The sequence below is a fragment of the Sphingobium sp. WR1 genome, from assembly GCF_059693745.1.
Map to the genome: position 1 here is coordinate 1 of NZ_JCATID010000027.1, position 23,584 is coordinate 23,584.

Annotated in this window: 27 protein-coding genes; 17 read left to right on the forward strand and 10 right to left on the reverse strand. The window is 64.1% G+C overall.

Annotated elements, in window-relative coordinates:
• The first annotated feature begins 184 nt into the window (after window positions 1-184).
• Window positions 185-1,804 (forward strand): chromosome partitioning protein ParB, encoded by a 1,620-nt coding sequence (locus tag AC58EF_RS23385; RefSeq protein WP_497278868.1) that lies wholly within the window; start codon window positions 185-187, stop codon window positions 1,802-1,804.
• 163 nt (window positions 1,805-1,967) lie between these two features.
• Here AC58EF_RS23385 and AC58EF_RS23390 read toward each other — a convergent pair whose 3' ends face one another.
• A complete protein-coding gene (locus AC58EF_RS23390) occupies window positions 1,968-3,281 on the reverse strand; it encodes a DUF5623 domain-containing protein (RefSeq protein WP_497278870.1) in 1,314 nt (437 codons plus the stop codon).
• A gap of 485 nt (window positions 3,282-3,766) precedes the next feature.
• Between AC58EF_RS23390 and AC58EF_RS23395 the strand changes: the two genes are divergently transcribed.
• On the forward strand, window positions 3,767-4,609 hold the full coding sequence (locus AC58EF_RS23395) for a DUF932 domain-containing protein (protein ID WP_497278871.1): 843 nt from the start codon (window positions 3,767-3,769) through the stop codon (window positions 4,607-4,609).
• 215 nt (window positions 4,610-4,824) lie between these two features.
• Window positions 4,825-5,262 (forward strand): hypothetical protein, encoded by a 438-nt coding sequence (locus tag AC58EF_RS23400; protein ID WP_497278872.1) that lies wholly within the window; start codon window positions 4,825-4,827, stop codon window positions 5,260-5,262.
• Here the strand turns inward: AC58EF_RS23400 and AC58EF_RS23405 are convergent.
• A complete protein-coding gene (locus tag AC58EF_RS23405; RefSeq protein ID WP_497278874.1) occupies window positions 5,241-5,423 on the reverse strand; it encodes a DUF6771 family protein in 183 nt (60 codons plus the stop codon). The genes AC58EF_RS23400 and AC58EF_RS23405 overlap by 22 nt on opposite strands.
• Window positions 5,424-5,787: 364 nt before the next feature.
• Here AC58EF_RS23405 and AC58EF_RS23410 point away from each other — a divergent pair, with 364 nt between their 5' ends.
• From AC58EF_RS23410 to AC58EF_RS23460, 11 genes are all read left to right on the forward strand, one after another.
• The gene (locus AC58EF_RS23410) at window positions 5,788-6,105 is read left to right on the forward strand and encodes a DUF736 domain-containing protein (RefSeq protein WP_497278875.1); all 318 of its coding nucleotides are present in this window, start codon (window positions 5,788-5,790) and stop codon (window positions 6,103-6,105) included.
• A gap of 129 nt (window positions 6,106-6,234) precedes the next feature.
• Window positions 6,235-6,450, forward strand: coding sequence for a transcriptional regulator domain-containing protein (locus AC58EF_RS23415; protein WP_497278876.1), 216 nt, complete (start codon window positions 6,235-6,237; stop codon window positions 6,448-6,450).
• A 37-nt stretch (window positions 6,451-6,487) separates the two neighbouring features.
• The gene (locus tag AC58EF_RS23420) at window positions 6,488-7,042 is read left to right on the forward strand and encodes a DNA -binding domain-containing protein (RefSeq protein WP_497278877.1); all 555 of its coding nucleotides are present in this window, start codon (window positions 6,488-6,490) and stop codon (window positions 7,040-7,042) included.
• Window positions 7,043-7,132: 90 nt separating this feature from the next.
• Window positions 7,133-7,390 (forward strand): helix-turn-helix transcriptional regulator, encoded by a 258-nt coding sequence (locus AC58EF_RS23425; protein ID WP_497278879.1) that lies wholly within the window; start codon window positions 7,133-7,135, stop codon window positions 7,388-7,390.
• 5 nt (window positions 7,391-7,395) lie between these two features.
• A complete protein-coding gene (locus AC58EF_RS23430) occupies window positions 7,396-8,277 on the forward strand; it encodes a replication initiator protein A (RefSeq protein WP_497278880.1) in 882 nt (293 codons plus the stop codon).
• Window positions 8,278-8,588: 311 nt separating this feature from the next.
• Complete coding sequence (locus AC58EF_RS23435; protein ID WP_497278938.1) at window positions 8,589-9,044, forward strand: DUF2840 domain-containing protein; 456 nt, start codon at window positions 8,589-8,591, stop codon at window positions 9,042-9,044.
• A complete protein-coding gene (locus AC58EF_RS23440; RefSeq protein WP_497278881.1) occupies window positions 9,041-9,628 on the forward strand; it encodes a S26 family signal peptidase in 588 nt (195 codons plus the stop codon). The genes AC58EF_RS23435 and AC58EF_RS23440 overlap by 4 nt, the downstream gene beginning before the upstream one ends.
• 3 nt (window positions 9,629-9,631) lie before the next feature.
• Complete coding sequence (locus AC58EF_RS23445) at window positions 9,632-10,357, forward strand: lytic transglycosylase domain-containing protein (RefSeq protein WP_497278882.1); 726 nt, start codon at window positions 9,632-9,634, stop codon at window positions 10,355-10,357.
• A gap of 244 nt (window positions 10,358-10,601) precedes the next feature.
• Window positions 10,602-12,353, forward strand: coding sequence for a relaxase/mobilization nuclease domain-containing protein (locus AC58EF_RS23450; RefSeq protein ID WP_497278883.1), 1,752 nt, complete (start codon window positions 10,602-10,604; stop codon window positions 12,351-12,353).
• A 31-nt stretch (window positions 12,354-12,384) separates the two neighbouring features.
• The gene (locus AC58EF_RS23455; protein ID WP_497278884.1) at window positions 12,385-14,385 is read left to right on the forward strand and encodes a conjugal transfer protein TraG; all 2,001 of its coding nucleotides are present in this window, start codon (window positions 12,385-12,387) and stop codon (window positions 14,383-14,385) included.
• Entirely contained in the window at window positions 14,382-14,801 is a 420-nt protein-coding gene (locus AC58EF_RS23460; RefSeq protein ID WP_497278885.1) for a ribbon-helix-helix protein, CopG family, read from the forward strand. Before AC58EF_RS23455 ends, AC58EF_RS23460 begins: the two co-directional genes overlap by 4 nt.
• A gap of 71 nt (window positions 14,802-14,872) precedes the next feature.
• On the opposite strand, the gene AC58EF_RS23465 is transcribed toward AC58EF_RS23460, so the two are convergent.
• Window positions 14,873-15,382, reverse strand: coding sequence for a hypothetical protein (locus tag AC58EF_RS23465; protein ID WP_497278886.1), 510 nt, complete (start codon window positions 15,380-15,382; stop codon window positions 14,873-14,875).
• Between the two features lie 274 nt (window positions 15,383-15,656).
• Between AC58EF_RS23465 and AC58EF_RS23470 the strand changes: the two genes are divergently transcribed.
• Both AC58EF_RS23470 and AC58EF_RS23475 read left to right on the forward strand, forming a co-directional pair.
• Complete coding sequence (locus AC58EF_RS23470; protein WP_497278887.1) at window positions 15,657-16,001, forward strand: hypothetical protein; 345 nt, start codon at window positions 15,657-15,659, stop codon at window positions 15,999-16,001.
• 5 nt (window positions 16,002-16,006) lie between these two features.
• Window positions 16,007-16,156: a hypothetical protein gene (locus AC58EF_RS23475; protein WP_497278888.1), complete on the forward strand. Its 150-nt coding sequence runs from the start codon at window positions 16,007-16,009 to the stop codon at window positions 16,154-16,156.
• A gap of 6 nt (window positions 16,157-16,162) precedes the next feature.
• Here AC58EF_RS23475 and AC58EF_RS23480 read toward each other — a convergent pair whose 3' ends face one another.
• From AC58EF_RS23480 to AC58EF_RS23510, 7 genes are all read right to left on the reverse strand, one after another.
• Entirely contained in the window at window positions 16,163-17,479 is a 1,317-nt protein-coding gene (locus AC58EF_RS23480; protein ID WP_497278889.1) for a sensor histidine kinase, read from the reverse strand.
• A complete protein-coding gene (locus tag AC58EF_RS23485) occupies window positions 17,476-18,150 on the reverse strand; it encodes a response regulator transcription factor (protein ID WP_497278890.1) in 675 nt (224 codons plus the stop codon). The genes AC58EF_RS23480 and AC58EF_RS23485 overlap by 4 nt, the downstream gene beginning before the upstream one ends.
• A 148-nt stretch (window positions 18,151-18,298) precedes the next feature.
• Window positions 18,299-19,132 carry a retropepsin-like aspartic protease gene (locus AC58EF_RS23490; RefSeq protein WP_497278891.1) on the reverse strand — a complete coding sequence of 278 codons (834 nt, stop codon included), beginning with the start codon at window positions 19,130-19,132 and terminating at the stop codon, window positions 18,299-18,301.
• 150 nt (window positions 19,133-19,282) lie between these two features.
• Window positions 19,283-19,810, reverse strand: a complete 528-nt coding sequence (locus AC58EF_RS23495) for an ester cyclase (RefSeq protein WP_497278893.1) — start codon at window positions 19,808-19,810, stop codon at window positions 19,283-19,285.
• 145 nt (window positions 19,811-19,955) lie between these two features.
• Window positions 19,956-21,017: an alpha/beta fold hydrolase gene (locus AC58EF_RS23500; protein WP_497278894.1), complete on the reverse strand. Its 1,062-nt coding sequence runs from the start codon at window positions 21,015-21,017 to the stop codon at window positions 19,956-19,958.
• Between the two features lie 504 nt (window positions 21,018-21,521).
• Complete coding sequence (locus AC58EF_RS23505; RefSeq protein ID WP_497278896.1) at window positions 21,522-22,148, reverse strand: TetR/AcrR family transcriptional regulator; 627 nt, start codon at window positions 22,146-22,148, stop codon at window positions 21,522-21,524.
• Window positions 22,149-22,179: 31 nt separating this feature from the next.
• Window positions 22,180-23,091 carry a LysR family transcriptional regulator gene (locus AC58EF_RS23510; protein ID WP_497278897.1) on the reverse strand — a complete coding sequence of 304 codons (912 nt, stop codon included), beginning with the start codon at window positions 23,089-23,091 and terminating at the stop codon, window positions 22,180-22,182.
• Window positions 23,092-23,205: 114 nt separating this feature from the next.
• Here AC58EF_RS23510 and AC58EF_RS23515 point away from each other — a divergent pair, with 114 nt between their 5' ends.
• The gene (locus AC58EF_RS23515; protein WP_497278898.1) at window positions 23,206-23,499 is read left to right on the forward strand and encodes a hypothetical protein; all 294 of its coding nucleotides are present in this window, start codon (window positions 23,206-23,208) and stop codon (window positions 23,497-23,499) included.
• The last annotated feature ends 85 nt before the right edge of the window (window positions 23,500-23,584 follow it).

Genomic DNA, 23,584 nt, shown 5'->3' on the forward strand with positions numbered 1-23,584 from the left:
GTCAAGGCTAAAAACTGACGGATATCCGACAGAAAATGCTTCACAGGACAGTTGACACATGACCTAACCACTCCACCCTGCCGACCAGTTCGAGCGCTTCCACGAACTGTCCTGCGAGCGCGGCTGGGGCGCCGAAGAGATCGGTGCGCGGTTCGGCGTCTCCCCCGATACCGTCAAGCGGCGGTTGAAGCTGGGCGCGGTCAGCCCGAAGCTGATCGACATCTATCGGCAGGACGGGCTCACCCTCGACCAGCTGGGCGCGTTCGCCATCACCGGCGATCATGCCCGGCAGGAGCAGGTGTTCGAGCGGCTGGCGCAGAACAAGGAGCCGTGGTTCATCCGGCGCGAACTGACGGTCGACAAGGTGCCCGCGACCGACCGGCGCGCGGTATTCGTCGGCGCGGATGCCTATCAGGAAGCGGGCGGCGTGATCCTGCGCGACCTGTTCACCCCCGATGGCGGCGGCTATTTTGAGGATGCGGGCTTGCTCGATACGTTGGTGATCGAACGGCTGCGCGAGATTGCCGGCGACGTGCTGACCGAGGGCTGGAAATGGGCCGAGGCGAGCATCGACTTTCCCCACGACCATGGGTTGCGGCGTTATTATCCGCAGTCGGTCGATCTGTCCGACGAGGATGCGGCGCGGCTGGAAGCGGCCTCCACCGAGCATGACGCGCTGATCGAGGGCTATTCGGCCTATGACGAAATGCCCGAGGACGTGGCGGCGAAGGCCGAGGCATTGAGTGACGAGGTGGACGCCATCTCCGCCAAGCGATCGGCGTTCGACCCGGCGGTGATCGCGCGTGGCGGCGCGTTCGTCACGCTGTCCCATGGCGGCGATGTCCAGATTGTGCGTGGCTATGTCCGCGCCGAGGATGAGCCCAAGGTCGAGCCGGAGCCTGACGAGGAAGGCGAAACCGTCGAGCCGCTGGCGGACGGCGAGCAGGACGAGGATGGCGACGGTGAGCCCGAGGATGGGGAGCCCGAAGACGGCGACCCCGGCAAGCCGATTTCGGACGTGCTGGTCCGCGACCTGACCGCGCACCGGACGCTCGGGCTTCGCCTTGCGGTGGACGCTAATACCGGGATGGCCCTTGTCGTGCTGGCCCATGCGATGGCTGCCCAGCTTTTCTATCGGAGCTATGATGCGTCCTGCCTCGAACTCCATGTGAAGAGTCCAGACCTGCGCAACGACGCGGACGGGATCGCCAATACGGCTCCGGCCGAGACGTTCGCCGAGCGCGAGGATGGTTGGGCGCAGCGTCTCCCGTCCGATGTCGCCGACCTCTGGGTGTTCGTCGCGGCGCTCGACACCGACAGCCTGTTGGACCTCTTGGGCCATTGCACCGCGCAGACCGTCAATGCGGTCAAGGTGCCTTGGGAGCGCAAGACCCGGCAGCTTGCGGCGGCCGAGACGCTGGCGAGCGCGATGGACCTCGACATGACGGCGCACTGGACGGCAACGCGACGGACCTATTTCGGGCGCGTCACCAAGGCGCATATGGCGGCGGCGGTTCGCGAGGCGGTCAGCCTCGAGGCGGCCGAGCGGATCACGCCGTTGAAGAAGGTCGATATGGCGGATGCCGCCGAGCAGCTTGTCGCGGGCACCGGCTGGCTTCCCGCCTTGTTGCGCACCCGGACGCCCGAGGCGGACCCGATACAGCAGTCGGAGAAGGAGACGCCGGTCGCGGCCGAGAACGGCGAACCGGCAATAGCCGATCCCATCGAAGTGGTGGTGGGAGCGCAGGCCCCGGAGCCGCAGGCCGATGACGCCGGGATGGAGTATGCGATCGCAGCCGAATAGTCGCCGGGCCGGGGCCGCTGTCGCGGCCCCGGCCTTCTCCCGCCATAAAAAATTGCGCCGCGCGCCTTCGGTCGCGCGGCGCTTTTGCCAGTAAGAAGGGGCTGCTCTGCTGGAGAACGCGGGCGACAAGCGCCAGCGCCCCGAGGGGCGCTGGCGCTTGTACTCAGACCTTGGCGGGCTTCATCCTGTCGATCAACTTCACAGACATGTCGATGCGGTTCAGCAAGCTGCGGAGTGGCGCGCAATCCGGATAGACCGCCTGCAACTTCTGCTTCAGGTCTCCGAGGATTGAGATCAGGCCATCACGCGATGCCGCTCGGTTCCAGAGTGGATTTCCGTCTTCGAGGTCATGATAATAGACGTCGAAGAATTCCGGGCCTTCCATCTGGCCACGCCCAATTTCGTTTCCCATCCAGTCTTCGAGGGTCGAGCGCACAGAATTCATCCGGCGATAAACCGAAAAAGGCCGCTCCTGCGACGAGAGCACGGCCTTGATCATGCGACCCGCCTCAATGTGCCCCTCGATGCCCATCTCACCCTTGGGACGACGTCGGGAAGAGCCCATGTTATAGCTGAAGGGCACCGTGGTCGCGCTATCCGTCGGGTAGATCGTTCCGCGGCAACGGGCGCGCCGGATATCCTGCGGTGTCTTCGCCATCGGGCTAATGAAAGTCTCCCAGGACGAGACAGACTCTCCCGCCCAATTCTCCGCGATAAGAGGTGGTGGCATCGCATTGATAGTCGCTACCAGCGCGTCCAAATCGTACCCGGTAATCCCGTCGGTCGCGACATAGAGATCACAACTATAGGGATAGTACATGCCGGGCCAAGCCGTCTTGGCGAGGCGCCAATCGTGGCGCGTTGCCCACGCCGAACGCCTATCCTCGTCAGGAACTCCGCTATAGGGCTCATCGACAACGATCACCTGTCCCGTTGCCGCATCGACCCAATCGGTCGAGTGGTCCGCATCAGGTAATTTGTTCTCCTGTGACCCATTCGGGTAGCCCTTGCGATAGTCTCGCGACGGACGCAGACCAGTCCGCTCCATGAAGCGCAGCGACCGTTCGGCAGTCGAGAGCCGATTGCGGGCATAGTCCTGCGTTGGGGCAATGGAATCGCAGATGAAGTGATCGTCGGCGACCATCCGGAGGTTGCCAAAGCCACGGACCTCCTTGAGCAAGGACTTGCTGCAGGTCTCAAGGATCGGCCGCGTCAGTTCGATCCGTAGCGTCTCGCGACCGGCCTCATAGCGTTTGTCCTTGTCGCACCAATAGATGGTCAGAAGGACATAAGGCCGTTCAAGGGCTGAGCCGCGAACTGGGAGCATCTTCTGGGCATTGCGGAAGTTCGTGCAGTTTGCGGCACGGGCCGCGATATCGAGCGCATTGGAATGCTTGATACCCTGCTCTTTGCGGAGCTGTGCGGCGAGAGACTTAACACCATCGAGCGTCGTGGGACGCACGTTACCAATCAACATAGCCATTCTCCTGGCCTGGATAAGCAAGCGTCACTCGCCAACCGCCTTTCCAGACCTGAATGTCTGTCGAAAGGGTCGTGATGGTTTCAGGGCAGCGCTGCCAGCAGCTTCGGAACGGCGAGTGCCATGCTCATGCCAAGAGCGCGTTTTACATAGATGAGGGCCTCGGGGCTTTCAATGGCCCCGAATGCGATCCCTGTTGATTGCTTCGATTTCTTGTGACCTGAGCGCTCCTGCTCCCCGTTTGCCCCCGACAGGCAGGGCGAGAGAGTGCCTTTGGTGGGCGCCGCGGGCGCGGCGCGAATGCTTGGGGCGCTGCCCCTGGCGCCCTTCGGATCGTCTTCCGCCCAGCTTCCTTCGCCTGCGGCTCCGTGCAGCCGGTTCCCCGCGAAGCCGCCCCTCCGGTTGCACCCCCGGTCTCGCCGACGGGCAGGGTTTCAGCGCGGCGCTCCCGCTGCGCGGAAACCCAGCACGGAAGGGAAGACATGTACCACCAGCTCGCCACCCGGTTCGGCCGCAATGCCCATCAGATCAGCGGCCGGGAGCCGCTCGATAACGAGGCACTCTATCGCCACGTCCCGTCCATCTTTGCCCGCGAGGCGCATGACAGCCGGTCGGATCGCTATGTCTATGTGCCGACCATCGACATCGTGGAGGGGCTGCGCCGCGAGGGATGGTGCCCGTTTTTCGCGGTCCAGTCGGTCCCGCGTGATGGATCGCGCCACGGCCATGCCAAGCATATGCTGCGGCTGCGCCGGGACGACGGCATCGGCAAGGCAGAGGCGGCCGAGGTTATCATCGTCAACAGCCATGACGGGACGAGCGCCTATCAGATGTTCGCGGGAATGCTGCGGTTCGTCTGCACCAATAGCATGATCGCGGGCGAGCGGTTCGAGGAGGTCCGCGTGCCGCACAAGGGCAACATTCAGGACGACATCATCGAGGGCGTGTTTACCGTGGCCGAGGATTTCCCGCGCCTGATCGACGCATCCGAGCAGATGAAGGCGACCCGTCTATCCGACGCCGAGCAGCGCCTGCTGGGCGAAGTCAGCTTGGTGGCCCGGTACGGCGAGGACGAAAGCCCGCTGCGGCCCGAGCAGATCATCGAGCCGCGCCGCCGCGAGGACATGGACCCGAGCCTGTGGACCACCTTCAACGTCATTCAGGAGAATGTCGTGCGGGGCGGATTGCAGGGTCGTCGCCGCAATGCCGAGGGGCGTATCCGCCGCGCGCAGACCCGCGCCATCAACGGCATCGATCAGAACGTCACGCTCAATCGGGCGCTCTGGACGCTGGCCGAGGGAATGCAGCGCCTCAAGACAGGCTGATCCGCGTGGCCGCAGGGCCGGTTCGCCGGTTCTGCGGCCCCCTCTTGCGAGCCGGTATCTCAGCGGCGGCCGCGCAGCCACGAGGGCCGCGCGGCCGCGAATGTGCGGCTCGCCGGGCTTCCGCCCGGCTCGCGACGGGGAGCGGCCTGTGCTATGGTGATTTCGCAGTCGCGCTGCGGTGGTGGTGGAGAGCGCGTCCCCAAAGGAGGACGCTCGTGCCCATCATTCTCGTGCTTGGCCTGTTCGCGGGCCTTTACCTGCTCTGCCTTCTGTTCCGGCTCGCAGTTCATGCGCTCCCCGTCTACGTCGCCTTGGCCCTTGGCCTCGTCCTGCGCGCGCATGGCAGCGGCATCGCCGTCGCAATCCTGGTTGGTGTCGTGTCGGGGTTCGCGACCCTCGCAATTGGCCGGACGGCATTCGATCATTCGCGCACACCGAGCTTCCGTATCCTGATCGCATCGGCCTTCGCCGTGCCAGCCGGGATCGCCGGCTATCAGGCAACCCACAGCATCGGCGGGCTCGCTCTAGACTCGGGCTTTATGCTCGACAGCCTCAGTCTGGTCGGCGCCTGCATAATCGCGGCGACGGCTTGGGCACAGTTCGGATCAGGAGCCGGGAACGGAGATCGGTTTCAGAGCGGCAGCGCCAATTGATTCCGATCCGGCGGCGGTGGAGATTCGCCGAGTGCATCGAGGATCGAGCTGGCGATCGTGTCGGCGGCGCGTTCACGGGTGCGCTCGTCACGAAGAGTCAGCCCGACCCGAGCCCAGCCAGGTGCAGACAGAATGGCGGCAGCGATCGATTCGTGGGTCATGCGGACATGAGAACAAATATAGAACAATCTGGCAAGGCCGTTAAGGAATCTCGCCCAGGTGCCCGCCGACGTGCAGGTGCTCGATCCCTATAATGCCGGGAGCCTGCCCGATCCCGAACCGCGCCATTGCGGTCTCTCGATAAGTGCATTTGGCAGCAGGCCGCTACGCTCGGCCGTCTTGCTGCAACGGCGTCGGACGAACTTTCTTCCCCCGGCGTGCCGCCGTTCCTCGCCAAACAAGAAAGCCCGCCGCCGCCGTCCGGCGCTGGCGCTAGGGCCTTCGGCTGCAGCGCCGCCCGCCCGCAGCCTTCCCATGCACATCGAGACCGCAACGGCGCGGCTCGAGAGCAGAAAGGACAGCATCATGAGCAAGATCGGCAGCTTCACCAAGGTCGCGGGCGAATATCGCGGCGAGATCATCACTCTCTCAGTCCAGGCCAAGGAGGTTCGCATCGTTCCGACCGACGCCACGAACGACAATGCCCCCAGCCATCGCGTCTTCATTGGTAACGCCGAGGTCGGGGCCGGCTGGTCCAAGCGCACCAGCGACGATCGCGCCTATCTCTCGGTCAAGCTCGACGACCCGAGCTTCGTCGCGCCGATCTTCACCCAGCTCTTCGAAAACGCCGATGGCGGTTTCGATCTGGTCTGGACCCGGCCCTCTCGCCGCAAGGAGGATTGAGCGCCACCCGATCCGCCCGGCATTCTGCCGGGCGGACCTTCCCACTTCCGGGGACCAGCCTCACGGCATGTTGGAATGTTCGGCTCGCCATCGGCGATTCACCCAAGCCCTCCACCTGGAGGGGCGGCGATGTCAGGCAGACGGACAAGCGCGAACCTACCGCGCGATCTGGACTTTGCGGGGTTCGCACAGGAGTTCCTGCGCCGCAACCCGGCTTATCGCAGCGACTATCAGGCGACGTTGCGCGCCGTCTCGGCAAGCGCACGAATCGTCGCGCAGGAGGTGATGGCCCGGCGATGGGGGCTCTGCTTTTCCATGCTCGCCGGACGCCATCCCCACCACTGAGCCTGCGGTCTGGTTGCCGTCGGCGTTCCCGGCAACGGTGATCCTCGACGCCGCGCCGCCGGACTATGAAGGCGTCGCGCCGTTGGCCATCGAGACCTGGCCGATAATCCTCGCCGATCGCACCTTGCCTGACGGCCGGCATGTCGTTCTCGGCGACCGGGATGGCCCGCATCATCTCTGGCTTCGGGCGACATCCAAGGATCAGCCCCTTGCCTATGTCATCGTGCGTGACGCCGCGATCGAGCTGCGCCGGCGCCTGGCCTGGCGGCTCGACCGGCGGCTTGCGGGCGCGCCGCCATCGCGGGTGCATGCCGCGTTCCGGCCGACCCCGTTCCAGCGGCGCCGGCTCAACCTGCTGCTCGATATCCTCGACCTTTCGCTGACGGTCCCCAAGCCGCCGACCTCGCACGAGATTGCCCGGCGGCTGGTCTATCCCGGCATGACCATCGGGCGCGGCATGGACTGGAAATCGTCGACCGAACGCCGCCGCACCCAGCGCCTGATCGGCGAGGCCTTCGCACTGATGCAGGGCGGCTATCGCCGGCTCCTGCTCGGCCAGGCGGGGGCGACAAAAGCGGAGAGGCGAAAATAGCCGCTCCGGGGCGCCGGCCCTGCTTCTCCATGGTCCGCCTTGCCGATCCGCAGCTGCCCATGGCGGCCGGACGATCCAAGGAGACCGACCATGCAGCCTGACCTATCCGCGTCAGCGCCACGCTATCTGCGCACACCCGATGCCGCGACCCATCTCGGCCTGTCCCCACGCACCCTCGAAAAGCATCGCTGCTACGGCACTGGCCCGGTCTACCGCCGGCTCGGCGGGCGCGTCGTCTATGCGATCGACGACCTCGAAGCCTGGGCGAACCTCGGCACGCGACGGTCGACCTCGGACGCCGGCCATGGCACCGTCTATCCCGCCAAGCGCCGCCCGGCCCAGGCGTGACAGCCATGGTGCGCCGTGCATCCCTGCAGGCCGCCGAGCGCGCCCAGCTCGATCTTTTCCGATCGATGCCGGGTGCCATCGCGCCGCGCGATGCGCAGGATCTGATGACCTGGCCGTTCTTCAGCCTCGCCAAATCGAAGCGGGTGACACCGATCGATTTTCGGATGGGCGATACCTGGATCTCGGTCGAGGCGGTCCCCGAGCACGGCATGGCCACGATCTGGGATGCCGACATTCTGATCTGGGCGGCGAGCCAGCTCGTCGAGGCGCGCGACGCCGGGCGGCCGACCTCCCGACTCATGGCGACCACGCCCCACGAAATCTTGCACTATGTCGGTCGCGGCACGGGCGGCGATCATTACGATCGACTGAGGGCCGCGCTGGATCGGCTCCAGTCGACCACCGTCGCGACTTCGATCCGGCAACAGCATCAGCGCCGTCGGCACCGCTTCTCCTGGATCAACGAATGGCAGGAGCGATTGGACGAGACCGGCCGACCGCTCGGTATCGAGCTGGTCCTGCCCGACTGGTTTTATGCCGGCGTGCTCGACCGCGGGCTCGTGCTGACCATCGACCGGGCCTATTTCGATCTGACCGGCGGCCTCGAACGCTGGCTCTACCGTGTCGTGCGCAAGCATGGCGGCCGGCAGGCGGGCGGCTGGAGCTTCGATGTCGCTCATCTCCATCTCAAATCCGGCGCGCTCTCGCCGCTGAAGCGCTTCGCTTTCGAACTGCGCGAGATCGTCCGGCGCCAACCGCTGCCCGGCTACACGCTCGCGATCGAGCAAGCCCTGGGCCGCGAGCGCCTGCTGTTCACGCCGCTGCCCGTCGATCCGATGGATCGGGCGCTGCGGCGTCTCAAGCTCGCCACTGTGGATAAGTGGTGATGGGACTCGGCCTATCAGGAACCGGGGCGTTCGGCCGATCGGGAACCGCAGACTCGGCCGATCGGGAACCGGGAGCCCCCGCAAACCCCCAGAAAACCGCGCGAAATCGACCCCCTTCTAACCGTGCTAATAGAGAAGAATCCTACCGGATTCTTGCTAACGGCCGACACGCCTGTGGACGATGGCCGATTGCCGGCTCGTCGCGCGCCTCCGCTCCGGCCGACGCCGCCCCCTTCCGGAGATCCCGAATGAGCCGATTGCCGTTCACCGCGCGCGAGCCATCGCGCGGCGGGTTGCCGTCACGCGAGACCATGACCGATGTCGAATTGATCTGGATCGAGAAGCGGCTGGAGCACTGGCTGCGCTTCGGCCGCATCGTCGGAGAGCGCATCGTCACTCGCAAGACGCGCGTCCTGTCGTTCCGTCCCAATGCGATCCTGGCATTCGTGCGATGGTCGGCCAACGACTTCGGCACGGTCCATTCGCGCATCGACATTCTGCGCACGGTCAGTACCGGCGAGCCCTATACGACGGTGCCGTTCGTGCGACCCGGCGGCGACATCCTGCTGTCGCTTCGGAGCTGGCCGAAGGTTCAGGCAGTGCTCGAAGCGATCGACGCGGTCGAAGCGGCCGGTGTCGATCCCTGCGACGCCGCACCCGACCATTGGCGTCACGTCCACAATCGGCTGAGCGCGGGTGAACCGACGCGCGCCTACACCGCCGAGCGGCACGCCGCCTGGCTCAAGCGCAAGGCGATCGAAGGATGACCCGGCGCGGCTATCTTGTCGCGACCGCGTCCGCTGCCCTGTTGTCGGCGATCGGTTTCGGTGCAGTGGCGCTGCTCGCTCCCCATCCGCGACTGCTCTGGAACGCAACCGCGAGCGCACCGACCGGCCTCTATCGCGTGACGCCCGATGTTCAGCCGACGAAGCGCGCGCTGGTCGCCGTGATGCCGCCGGCATCGCTCGCCAGCTTCATGGCCTCGCGCCACTATCTGCCGCTTCGCGTGCCGCTGCTGAAGCATGTCGCAGCGACGCCCGGCGCGCGCATCTGTCGGCACGGGAGTCGCGTGACCGTCGACGGGCAACTCGTGGCCATCGCCCGGCAGCGCGATAGCCATGGTCGCGCGTTGCCGGTCTGGCACGGTTGCCAGCGGCTGGGCGCGCATCGGCTGTTCCTGCTCAACGCCACCCCAGACAGCATGGATGGCCGGTATTTCGGGCCGATTCCTGACACCGGCTTGCTCGGTCGCGCGACGCCGATCCTCACCCGCGATGCACCGGACGCGCCGCTTCGCTGGTACGGATTCGGCGCCGCGATGGTGGTCGATCGTCGCGCGCGGAGGATCTGAGCCATGGCCTCGTTCCCGCGTTCCGGCCACTATGTCAGCGCCGCGATAGCGCTGCTGATCCCGCTTGCGTTCGGCCCCGTACCAGCACGGGCGGCAGGTTCGACCACACCGGCAAATGCTGCACCGGCCGCGATCTATGCACCCTACGTTGCGGAGGCGGCACAGCGATTCAATCTGCCGGAGGGATGGATTTGGGCGGTGATGCGGGCGGAGAGCCGTGGCAATCCGCGCGCCGTTTCACCGGCTGGCGCGCTTGGACTGATGCAGATCATGCCCGCAACCTGGGCCGGGCTCACTGCACGCTATGCGCTGGGACGCGACCCATTCGATCCTCGCGCGAACGTCCTCGCTGGTGCCGCTTATCTGCGCGAGATGTTCGATCGCTACGGTGATCTGAGCGCCGCGCTCGCCGCCTATAATGCCGGGCCGGGGCGCATCGACGATTGGCGGGCTGGTGCTCGCCCTTTGCCGAAGGTGACGCTCGCCTATGTCTCCGGCATCACGTCGGAGGTGGGCGCATCGACCGGCTTGGCGTCCGCTACCGCTGCCATCGCGCCGCCGGATTGGCGTCGCGCGGGTTTGTTCATTGAGCGCGAAACCGGGGCGCCGGTCGCCTCGACCGTGGCAGCGACGACGCAGCCGGTCATGCCGATCGCCACGGTTTCCGCGACATCCGGCGCGCCTGCGGAGACCCTGTTCATCCCCCTTGCGCCACGGATCGCACGATGAGCGCCGTTGGGTCGCCTCTGCGCAGGCTGGCGATCGGTGGGGACCGGTCTCGCAGAGATTGGACCGGGGAAAATACGAAGCAGAAGGGATGGCAAGATAAAAGGCGCGTCGGACGACAGCGCTATTGTGGTTGTGGCGCGGGGCTTTGCGTGTCGGACATCGCGACCGCGCGTCCGACGATGAACCGCCGATTTCGCAGTTTTCCAAGCTTTAGGTGTCGGACGCCCGGTCCAGGGGCCGTCCGATGAGCCAGGACGACGAGAATTTCCGGGTTCGGCCTGGACGCACCGGCGATCGGGGCCAAGGCACCAGCCGCAAGGCCAAGAGCCTGGCCGCGCAGGTCCGCCGGGCCTCCGCGCGCGCAGGGCGGACGCGCTCTCTGCCAAGTGCCGGGCGACGATCCGGAAAGGTCGGAGCGCGGGGACGCGGCCGCAACGCGCTGCTCAGGATCAGCCGCCCGGCCAATGCCCGCCGCGTGATCGTCGTGGGGCGCCCGGTACGCCATAGGGGAACGCGATTTCGCGCAGCGCCGCTTGGCCGCCACATCGCCTATCTCCAGCGCGACGGCGTCACCCGTGACGGTCGCGACGCCGGCCTATTCGACGCCCGATCCGATCAGGCCGACGGTAACGCGTTTGCCGAGCGCTGCCACGACGATCGGCACCATTTCCGCTTCATCATCTCCCCCGAAGATGCCGGCGAGATGGCGGACCTGCGAGCCTTCACGCGCGAGCTGATGGACGATGTCGCGCGCGATCTCGAAACCCGTTTGGACTGGGTCGCGGTCGATCATTGGAACACCGACAATCCGCATATCCATGTGTTGGTGCGCGGCCGCACCGATGCCGGCACGGATCTGGTTATCGACGGCCGCTATCTGCAGGATGGCGTGCGCGGCCGGGCCGACGAGCGCGTCACCCTTGAGCTGGGACCGCGCACCGAGCGCGACATCCGCGCCGGTCTCGAACGCGAAGTGGAGGCGGATCGCTGGACCAGCCTCGACCAGCGGCTGAAGGACCGCGCGGACGAACTGACCGGCACCATCGACCTGCGTCCCGGCGATCGGGACGACGACAGCCGCCGCCTGCTGTGCGGCCGGGCCGACAAGCTCGAAAGACTGGGCCTCGCCACGGAAACCGCGCCCGGTCTCTGGACCATCCGCCCCGATGCCGAGCGGACGCTGCGCGACCTCGCCATCCGCGGCGACATCATCCGCACCATGCACCGCGCGATGCAGGCCGAGGGGCTATCCGCCGATCCGGCCGGCTTCGCGCTCCATGATGGTGCGCCGGCCGATCCGATCGTTGGGCGCCTGGTTGACCGCGGCCTCCATGATGAGATGGCGGGCACCGCCTATGCCGTGATCGACGGCGCTGACGGGCGCACCCACCATGTTCGCTTCGACGATCTGGATATGACGGGTGATGCACGGCCGGGCGCCATCGTCGAGTTGCGCTCTTGGGCGGATGCCAAGGGCGAGACGCGGCTGTCGCTTGCCACGCGGTCAGACTTCCCCCTCGATCAGCAGGTTCGGGCAGCCGGCGCAACCTGGCTCGACCGGCAGCTCGTGGCACGGGAACCCGTGGCGACGGGGGCCGGGTTCGGGGCCGAGATCCGCGACGCGATGGCGGCGCGCGGGGAAGAATTGGAGCGTCAGGGCCTCGCGCGCCGACAGGGTGACGGCTTCCGCTTCGACCGCAATCTGATCGAGACACTGCGGACCCGCGAACTGGGAGAGGCTGCAGCCGCGATCACGCAGCGCACCGGTCTCACGCATCGCCCGTCCGCCGAGGGCGATCATGTTGCCGGCCTTTACCGCGAGCGGGTCAATTTAGCGTCGGGCCGCTTCGCGATGATCGACGACGGCATGGGCTTCCAGCTCGTGCCCTGGCGGCCCGCACTCGATCGCCATCTCGACCAGCACATCACCGGCACGGTTGCACCGGGCGGCAGCGTCGATTGGTCGCTCGGCCGCGCGCGAGGGCTCGGCCTGTGAACCTCTCAATATCATCATGGAGTCCGTTGCCATGAACGCCACCAAGATCCTCTGGGGACAGGTCATCACCGTCCTCGCCATCGTCCTCGCTGCAATCTGGGCGGCGACGCAGTGGACCGCGCATGCGCTCGCCTATCAGCCTGAACTCGGCAAGCCGTGGTTCTGGCTGGCGGGCTATCCGGTCTATCCGCCGCCGGCCTTCTTCTGGTGGTACTTCGGGTTCGACGCTTATGCGCCCGACATCTTCCTGACCGGCGCGTACATCGCGGCGTCCGGTGGCATCCTGTCGGTGATCGTGGCGATCAGCATGTCGGTGTGGCGGGCGCGCGAAGCCAAGAAGGCCGAGACGTTCGGCTCGGCACGCTGGGCGAGCGCTCAGGAGATCGAGAAGGCCGGACTGCTTGGTGACGATGGCGTCGTGCTCGGCCGCCACGGCGCGCGCTATATTCGTCATGACGGGCCGGAGCATGTACTGTGTTTCGCGCCGACCCGGTCAGGCAAAGGCGTCGGCCTGGTGGTGCCGACGCTGCTCACTTGGCCCGGCTCGGTGATCGTTCACGACATCAAAGGCGAGAATTGGCAGCTCACCGCCGGCTTCCGGGCGAAGCATGGTCGCGTGCTGCTGTTCGACCCGACTAATCCCCAATCTGCCGCCTACAATCCGCTGCTCGAAGTGCGGAAGGGCGAATGGGAGGTGCGCGACGTGCAGAACGTCGCCGACGTGCTGGTCGACCCGGAAGGCTCACTTGAGAAGCGTAACCACTGGGAGAAAACCAGCCACGCGCTGCTGGTGGGCGCGATCCTCCATGTCCTCTATGCTGAGGCGGACAAGACGCTGGCGGGTGTCGCCGCGTTTCTCTCCGATCCCCGCCGACCGATCGAAACCACGCTGCGCATGATGATGACGACGCCGCATCTGGGTGAGGCCGGCGTGCATCCTGTGGTCGCCTCGGCCGCGCGCGAGCTGCTCAACAAATCGGAGAACGAGCGATCCGGCGTGCTGTCCACCGCCATGTCGTTCCTCGGTCTCTACCGTGATCCGGTTGTCGCGCGGGTGACGCGCGCATGCGACTGGCGGATCGGCGATCTGGTCGATGGGCCGGCGCCGGTATCGCTCTATCTGGTGGTGCCGCCATCGGACATCAGCCGCACGAAGCCGCTCATCCGGTTGCTGCTCAACCAGATCGGGCGGCGGCTGACCGAAGAGCTGAACGCGCAGGCTCGGCCGCATCGGCTGCTGCTCATGCTCGACGAGTTTCCTGCACTGGGAAGGCTCGACTTCTTCGAATCCGCGCTCGCGTTCATGGCGGGCTACGGCATCAAGGGCTTCCTGATCGCGCAGTCGCTCAACCAGATCGAGAAGGCCTATGGCCTCAACAACGCGATCCTCGACAACTGCCATGTGCGCGTCGCCTTCGCGACCAACGACGAGCGCACCGCCAAGCGGATTTCGGACGCGCTCGGCACGGCGACCGAGCTGCGCGCGATGAAGAACTATGCCGGCCATCGACTCTCGCCCTGGCTCGGCCATATGATGGTTTCGCGCAGCGAAGCCGCGCGGCCGCTGCTTACGCCCGGCGAGATCATGCAGCTTTCGCCCGACGACGAAATCGTGATGGTGGCGGCGACTCCGCCGATCCGCGGCAAGAAAGCGCGCTATTATGCTGACGCCCGATTGTCGGCGCGGTTGCTGTCGGCGCCGCAATCTGCGGCGCTCGATCCACGGCATCGTCCGCACGACGATTGGACCGGGAATGCGCCAATCACCGCGTCCGCCACGTCGCCAACGGCCGATGACGCCGCGCCATCGAAGGACGAGGCCGATGCCGCCAACTCCGGGATTAGGCGCGAGCCTGAGTTAGGCGAGCATGAGGAAATCGTATCTTCGCCGCGCCAGATGGTGGCAGAGTTCGAGTTCGACCAGGATGATGCTGAGCGCGACGCGACACAGAGCCGCACCCAGGCCGATCGCCTTATGGCACGCAACGCGCGTACCGCGTCGCTCGACCCCAATGACGGTCTTGATCTGTGACGCCGTCCCGCGAGAAGAGCAGCTTTCGCCTACCGCCCGAGCTGGTGCGGCAGCTCGATGCGGCGGCGCGAAACAATCGTGTGTCGCGCACCGCAGTCGTTGAGGCAGCGCTTGCTTCCTACCTGACTGCAGACAGCGCAGAGCGGCTGGAGGCCGCGATCAGCCGGCGTCTCGACCGTATTACCCGCCAGCTCGATCGGCTGGAATGGCATGTCGATCTGTCGAACGAGACGTTAGCGCTGTTTATCCGCTTCTGGCTGACGACCACGGTCCCACTGCCGGATACGGCTATGAAGGCCGCGCAGGCGATGGGGAAGGAGCGATGGGAACGCTTCGTTGAAAGCCTTGCCCGGCGAATGGAAGCAGGCCCGCGGCTCAAGAACGAGATTTCAGTCGAGATTGAGCGTTCGCCATGAAGGATTCCTCCGATCGAGAATTTTGGAACCTTCATCATTCTCTTCTTCATAGTCATGAGGTTTGCGCGGGCCTACCCGAAGCGCATGTCCCAGCCTTTCATCAAGACTTCGATCGAAACTCGTAACTCGGCAAAGCTGTCACCCCATTTCGCAGCCTCGGCCATTCCGATTTGGAACGTCTGCACGAATAGAGCGAGGATGCGGACGTCCGTCGATGGAGGCAGTTCACCGACCATCACGGCTTGGCTGAACCGCTCCTCAAGTCGATCGATCTTCACGACTTGGCCGAACAAGTCGCAACGGCCGCGGCCGGTCCCCCGGGCACTCCTATCAAGGCGTGACGGGTCAGCATAATGCTCGGCGAATACGGATGCCGACGCGATAAGGAGGTCGTTTACGACGTCGCGCACGTGCCGGCTGTCAGGCAAATCTGCAGGCGAAGGTTTGGAACGCGTAAGGCGTAGCGGCGGCATGAGTTCGGCAACAGGTGTCAAAGCCAGCCTAAGCCGACCGCTGCCTAGCGGAGTTACGTAGGATACTTTCGGCTGCAGCGGCAGCGAGCGCGCTCGGGTCACAGGCATGGAAACTTCCTCCGACTATTTTCGCGTGTCGCCCCGACGCGGCATGCGTTCGAAGTCTTTCGACTCGCTGACGGAAAATATATAACTGATCGATCGCTTATATCAACATGCTGTGATGTTTCGGGGCGATCCGATGGAATCTCGCGTCACTCCATGTTCACGCAATCTTGGCCTGCTTTCCTTGGGTCTTGGCCCGCTCATGGCGCTGCATGGGCCGGAAAGCCCAAACAATCACGCACTTCGGTGCCACAACGTCCAGCAGGAGAATAACAGTATGTCGCAACAATCTTTCGGCTTATGTCGACGTTCCCCGTTCGCGGTATGTCTCACGGCGCTGCTCGGCCTTAGCCTGTCGGCGTGCATGACCGGCGCAGAACGACGGCATGTGAATCTTCAAGTAGATGCGGACACCTGCGCTAGCTTTGGATCTGATCCCGGCTCCCGCGCCTACAGCGACTGCATGCTCGTTCAGCAGCGCCGGCGCGACGCCAAGCAGATGGAGTCGCTTGAACGGACGCGCCTGACCGCGCAGATCGCTCGGGATGCCCAGATCATGGCCGATCGGGCACGCAGGGAGCGCTGTGACCGCAATCCGGATCGGCGCGAGTGCAAGAGGTGAAGACAATGCCTTGGGAATATCTGATAATCGAAACGACGCTCGGTTCCGACGAGCTGGGTGACCTAGGCGCACAAGGTTGGGAGCTGGTCGCAGTCGTCTCCCCTGCGCATTTCGTGCTGCATTACTTCTTCAAGCGCCCGCTCGCGGAGAATTGAGGATACTTAGTGGGGGGCGAAATCGACCCGCACGATTGTGCCGCTCCCGGCTGCGCCGAGGATCGATACTCGCCCTCCATGCCGCTCGACGACCTGTTGCACCAGGCTGAGACCGAGGCCGCTTCCCGTCGAGTGTCGGCGCAGACGATGAAATGGCTCGAACACGCGCTCGCGCTCCTCAGGTGGAATGCCTGGGCCGTCATCCTCAATTTCGAAAGCTGACCCGATGACTCGCACGGTGACATGACGTCCCCCATGCTCGATCGCGTTCTGAATGAGATTGGTCACCACGCGTTCCAGAGCGGACACATCGCCGCGGCACAGCTGCCTGGCCTCGATCTCGACCTCGATGGTGCGATCCGAGGCGATCAGCAGCGGCGCCAAGTCTCCGACCACCCGCCGCACCAGCGCGGCTAGGTCCAATTCCTCGTCCTTCCTGTCGGTATCGAGCCTCTGCAGGTCGAGCAGCTGCTCCGCCAAGGTGGCAAGCCGCTGCACGTCGCTGTCGAGTCTGCGCGTGGCCGATTCCTCCGCTGCCTCCACCTTGGCACGCAGCACGGCGATCGGCGTGCGCAGCTCATGCGCGGCGGAGGCGATGAACCGGCGCTGGCGCTCATAGCCCTCGTCGAGCCGCATCAGCGCGTCGTTCACCGCGCGGACAAGCGGCGCGATCTCTATCGGCACATGCTTCTCGCTTAGCCGCCGACCACGCCGGTCCGTGTCGATCTGCTCCGCCTCGTGCGCGATACGAGAGACGCCGGCAAGCGACCGCCGCACGATCCATGGCGTGATGATGAGCGAAGTGAGCGCCAGTAGGAAAAAGATCGGGAGGATGACAATGTTGGAAGCCATCAGGACGATGAAGCTCAACTCAGTGAGCTTGCCATGTGCGAGGATCGTCAGCGTCCCGACCGGCGCAACCTCCCGCCGGATCACCGCAGCCAGATCATATGGCGCCTGGCGATCCCGCAGCTGCGCATAGGAAAGGTCGTGCAGGCCGCCGACGAGCGATGCGTAGCGCCGGGGCACTTGCCCGAACGCGACGCTTCGGCCGGCATCATCCTCCGCCACGAACCAGAAGTCGTGGCTCTTCGTGCGCAGTTCCGCCAGTTCGGGGGTCATGCGGATGGCGAGGCGTCCGCCATCGTAACGGTATATAGCCCGCGCGATCACCGGCGTGATCTGCTCATCGGCGTAGGGGCCGCCGCTGTCCATGCGGATCGCTACGGCGAGGAGGATCGTGAACGAGATCAGTAACGTCGCGAGGTGAAAAGCCAGCGGGAAGACGATCAACGGCCGCTTGAGCGAGGGATGCTTACTCACGACGCCTCGCGTAGCAGATAGCCGACGCCCCTGATCGCGTGGATCTCTATCCCGGCATCCGCCTCAGCCAGCTTACGACGAAGCCGCGAGACATGGGAATCCAGCGTGTTCGATTGCACCTCGTCATCAAAGCCGTAGACCGCCTGTTCGAGCGCCTCGCGCAGCACCGTCCGTCCGCGGCGCTTCAAAAGTGCGGCCAGCACGCGGAGTTCGCGGCGAGCCAGCTCCAGCCGCTCGCCCCCCACCGCTACTTCCTCGTTCGACAAGTCGAAGACGAGGGCGCCCGCACGGATCGCCTCGCCCGCCAACTCGGCAGGACGCCGCCGGATCGCACGGATGCGGGCCAGCATCTCGTCGAGTGCAAACGGCTTGATAAGATAGTCGTCGGCCCCCTCGTCAAGGCCGGCGACGCGGTCGGACACCTCCCCGCGCGCGCTCAGCACGATGATAGGAAGACCAGGATTGGCTGCCCGCAGCGCCGGGACGAGCGACAGCCCGTCACCGTCTGGCAAGGTGCGGTCCAGCAGAACCAGGTCGAAAGGGGCCAGCATTGCTGCCTCCCGCGCCAACTCCATCCGATCGGCAATATCGACAACGAAGCGCTCCCGCTCCAGCGCGGCGCGCAACGTCTCGGCCAGTTGCGGCTCGTCCTCCACCAACAAGATTCTCACATATTACCTCATGTCGGCAGCCGCACGCAGCCGTCGGCCTGTCGCGACGGGGCCGGGACAGCCGCAAACGCTCGGCATGCCCACGGCCCATTGCGCCAACATTGCGGAGAACCGGTGTTGGCCTCCTTCTGGAATTGTATTGAGGAGGCTAACCTGCCTTCCCTCTTGGAACATCGATACAAAGGCGCCCCGCCGGATAGTCAAAGGTGATGACGCCCTGCTGCCAAAACGGAACACCCAGCGATCCATCGATGATGCCAGCCTCGAAGGCTGCAACGCCGGAGGTGATCGCCACCTCAAGGTCCGGGGTCCGCAGAGCGCCCATCTCCAGCTCCGCCACGTGCGCGATCGTGCCCTGTACCTCGCCGCCTATCCCGTGCCCGACCCGCCGGGGCGTACCCGAGCGGATCAGCGCCTTCCCGGCCTCGCTGCGCAGGAACGGACCGCCGATCATCACCGCATTGTGGCGCGTTCCCAGATCCACCACCAGCTTGAGGAGTATCGGCTCGGCACCGGACGTGGGCCTGAGACGCACCTCCACCACGGGGGTATCATGCATGAGCATCAACGGGATCGGGGCCGCGCACACCGGAGCACTACCGCTAGGTCCAAAGGTGACGCGCTTTCGGCGATAATCGACCGTCACTGCGCCATATTTGAATGCCGGGGCACCGATGATGAGATTGATTGGGAACCCAGCAGACGACGATAGCTGCTCTAGGCTCATCGAGTAACCTCCGAGGTCCTTGAAGCGTAGCGGCCCGACGCTCAGCTTCGGCAGGGTGACCGGGCGTAGCTGTTGCGCCAATTCACCCGCTCCTGCCGCCAGTCCGGCGACTTGCCCCTCATCGGCTGCAATCCTTTGCGCGACGGTCCTATCCAGGATCAGCGCGCCGGCGCCACTATCGAGAAGCGCGCGCTGGCGACTGCCGTTCACGATCGCATCGATAACGACGAGGTTGTCTGACAGCTCGAAAGCCATGCTGACCGGTCTGATCGGCGTTCGCACGGGTCGATCATCGACATTGTCGGGCTCAGCCCGTTGGGGCTCTGCCCACGCTGCCTGTTGTGTCAGCGCGGTCGCGACGAGCAGAGCCCCCATCCAGAATCTTGTCATCGAATATGCGCCGTTCTACGCCCGTCCGCGGGCGAGCTGGCGTTGGACCTCCAGCACGTCGATGGCGTAATTCTGCTCGTAGAATTTGCCGTCGCGGACCTTGTGAAAGGCGAACTCTCCATATTCAACCGTGGCGCCGGTGGGTTCGAGTCCGAGCCATTTCTTGGCCGGCGTGCCAATGTTGTATAGGCGCGCGGCCACGGTATCGCCCTCGATCGCCATATCCACGACCCGCCACTTAAAGTCGGGCACAGCATCGACATGTCCTTTCAACGACGCGATGACGTCGTTGCGGGTGATGGTCTTGCCGTGCTGCGTAAGCTCGGCGTGGACGAACTCGGTCATCCGGTCCATTTGATGCGTATTGAGCGCGGCGATGTAGCGCATGAAGAATGCTGCGAGCTCGTCTCTCGACATGGTGGTGTTTCCCTTGTTCTGAGTGGATCCAGTTGGATTTGCGAAAGCCAAGGCCGGGGCCAAAGAAACTCCGGTGAGGCCCATGGCGGCTCCTAGGAAGTCGCGGCGTTCAATAAGTCTTGCCATGCGTTCTACCTTTCTGTTTCAAGCCGAGCAGTGACTGGCGTCAGTCGCTCACCGCATCCGAGTGGGCGGCGCCGCGTAGATGCCTGGCACTGTTGGCCTATGCTCATGATCGCGCACGACCGGTCGATCGGCACGACAGCGATCATCAGCGGTTCCGGCGCTGCGGGTCGTTCGATTTGAGGAAGGGAAGCATCAAGGCCGTGACCTTCTCAGGCGCCTCTTCCGCGATGTAGTGGCCGCTTTCCGCGATATGGACGAGCTGCGGATTGTTGATCCGCGCGTTCATGAACTCGACGAGAAGCGGATTGCCAAGACCGCCGATGCCCAAGGAGGGTGCGCCGATCTTCGCCGGATAGGTCGCGTTGTCCTTCAGGTCCTGGGGAAATGCCTTGTACCAGCCATTGCCGCCGCGAATGCCGTCGGGCGTGTTATAGGCATTGGCATAGACAGCCCGATCGCGAGCGTTGAGGGCATCCTGCTTGTAGAGCAGGCTCTTCCAGAACCAGTCGAGATAGATATGGGCGCGGCCTTCGAGAAGCTGGTCGGGCAACTGGTCGATCTGGTGAAAGGCAAACCACCAGATGTAGAAGTCATTTGTGAACGGCCCCGCGAGTTTCCTCTCAGGAACAAGCTTCAGATCCGCGACCGATGCCGGCAGCGCCGAAACGTCCAGGTAGACGGTCGAAAGTGTCGCCTCTGGAAATTGAGCGGCATAGGAATAGGCGATATGAGAGCCGATATCGTGCCCGACGATATGGGCTTTTTCATACCCCAAGCTTTTCACGAGCTCGTGGATATCGACCGCCATATTCTTCTTCTCGTAGCCGCTGGCGGGCTTGTCCGAGCTGCCCATGCCGCGCAGGTCGACCGCGATGACGCGATGGTTCTTCGCTAGCGCCGGCATGATCTTGTGAAAGGCCCACCAGGTCTGCGGCCAGCCAGGCATCAGGATGACCGGAGTGCCCTTGCCGCCTTCGACATAGTGCAACCGGGTACCGTTGACTTGGGCGTAGCTGTTCTTGAAGCCGTTCAGCTCCCGCACGAGCGCCTCGTCGGAAACATCGATCGATGCGTAGGGATTGCCCTTGTCGGTGATTTGCGCGGAGGCCGCGCCCGAGAAAACCAAGCCCAGGCCGACGAAAGCGGCAACCATGCCGTTTCGGGTCGCGATGCGAATATTAGCCGGCCATTTCAATGTGTGCTTCATGTCCATTCCCCTTGAATTGTCAGTTCCGGTCCGACGGAGCTGTCGGGCGCCCGCGCGCCACACGAAGGCAACTACGTCGGTGTCATTTAGATAAACGATCGATCATTTATGTCAAGACGGTCTCGATTTTTTTGGCAGTCCCTATGCGGCGTCTGCTGGCGAAGCCCCGCACGCGATCGGCGAGTCGTTCTGGAGTGATCGATACATATATAGGGCGTGCCAGTGGGACAAGTGAATCGGAGGCGCAGCAAAGAACTGAGAGTTATAGCCGTGCGGAAGGACGCACCGCTGGGACTGCAAGACGCGCAGTCGCTCGCAACCCGCGGCGAACACGCAGGCTATTTGAACACTGACGAAACAAATGCCGGTCGTGGCCGACGGGACGAGCCAGGCTCAGCCCAGAGTGCCGCGCGAAGCTCCGGCGCCAGAGGCGAGGCAAGCCAGAAGTGGCGATGCCGGGCAATCCTTGCAGAGCAATTCGTAGGCGCGCTCCGATTAGGAGCCTCAGCCGTCGGGGTAGATCGCCCGCTCGATCTGCGCGGCGAGGCGGTCGAGCAAGCGCTCGCCGTCCTCAGGCGAAAATACATACAAGCGCATCACGCCTTCGAAGATCAGCGCGATACGTTCCATCACATGGGGGGCATCTACGTACTCGGGGATTCGGCCAACTTCCTGCGCGGACCGAATTCCACGAAGGAGTGCTTGAGATAGAGTCGCTTCCGCGCTGAGCAATAACTTTGCGACGTCGCTATTGCGAGATCCCTCGCTCGCAATTTCAGCGCGTAGAACGGCAATCTCGTGACCCTGCTGGGTCGTGAATATATTGGCAAATGCATTCTTGACGTTTATCTGACGGAAGTCCGTGTCTACCAGCTTGTGGACCATGTCTTTGTGACGTAACAAATCCGCTTCGATCAACGCAACGACGAGAGCTTCCTTGCTCGGATAATATTGATAGATGTTGGCGGTGCTGACCCGCGCTGCCGCGCTGATCTGTGCGATCGAAGCTCCATGAAAGCCCTGCTTTACAAAGCAAGCTCTCGCGCCATCCAAAATTTGATGCATCCGCTCATCGCGTGCTTGCGGATTAACGGGTCTTCCGCGGGCAGAAGGAGCGGCTGGCTGATTCATGCCAATATATATAAACGACCGAACATGTATGTCAAACCTCGCTGGATGCGAATAGGCCGCGCACCGCTGGGAGGCTATCTAGAAAGGCGAGTACCAATCGCAGTCTAGCGGGCACGTTCCGATTCTCCAGCCGGAGGACCTGCAACATCACCGGCGGAGCGCGCCAATCCTCTAGTATCTCCGTGACGATGCCCTTCGCTATCGCATCGCCAACCAGCCAGGACGGCACCCAACCGATCCCGAACCCCGATCGGATCACATCCCATGCTGCCCGTCCGTCATCGAAGATATGATGTGGATTTGGCGTATGCAAAACGGCAGCATTTGTCGTCGGATCGGCAAACCTCCAGCTTTCTATCTGACCATTCGCTTGATTCCGGTATCCCACGACCCGGTGCCCGGCGAGATCGCCGGGCCGCTGCGGAACGCCTTTCGTGGCAAGATAAGCCGGGGTGGCGCAAGCGAGCCAGGAGAATGTGGTCAACGGCCGCGCGATATGGCCGGGCAGTCCGTCCAGCGGAGCGGCGGTGATTGCGACATCGATGCCGCGTGCCGCCAAGTCCGTGATGTCGCGCGTGAAGATCAACTCGATGGCAATGTCGGGATGCGCATCGAAGAAGCTTGGCAGGTGCGGAAGGATACAGGCCCCCGCGAATGCAGGCGGCGCGCAAAGCTTCACGCGGCCTGCGGCCCCCTTCACAGCCAGCCCGCTGAGCACGGTCTGGGTATGCTCCAGTTCCGAGAGCAGTTTCAGTCCCGCCCCCAATACCCGGGCGCCTTCCTCGGTCAGTGACAGGGAATGTGTCGTCCGATGCAGGAGGCGGACCCCATATTCGCGCTCAAGCCGCGAGATCGCCTTGGAGAGGGCTGACGTCGTCGTTCCGGATTGCCGGGCCGCTTCAGCGAACGAGCCCGCCTGAACGACGCGAACGAACCAGATCATCCGCGACAAAGTGGATGGAAAAGCCTGTGTGGACATTTGGTCAACACTGAAGTGCTCGTGAGCGGATTTCAACCCAAATAAAAATCACAATATTCGCGCCGAAGGAGAACGATCATGAAATTTCTGGTTTTGCTTACGGCCGCCTCGGGCAAGGATATGTCCGACATCTTGCCGCACATGGTCGCCGAGATCAAAGCGGTCTGGGCGTCCTATTTGAACAACGATCTTAGAGAGTTCTATTTCTCGAACGATCCGCAGATCGTAACTCTGATCTACGAACTACCCGATCTGGCGGCAGTAAACCGGGCGGTTGACGCACTCCCGATGGTCAAGGCGGGGCTGCTCGATCGGCAGATCGTCCACCTCGGTCCATTCCAGCAGATCGGCGTGCTTTTCGCTTCCGAGTGACCAGAGCCATAGAAGTTGCTGTGACGTCACCTTGGCATGCCGCAACACTTGATGCGGCATGCCGCGCAACACCTGCGCCAACCGA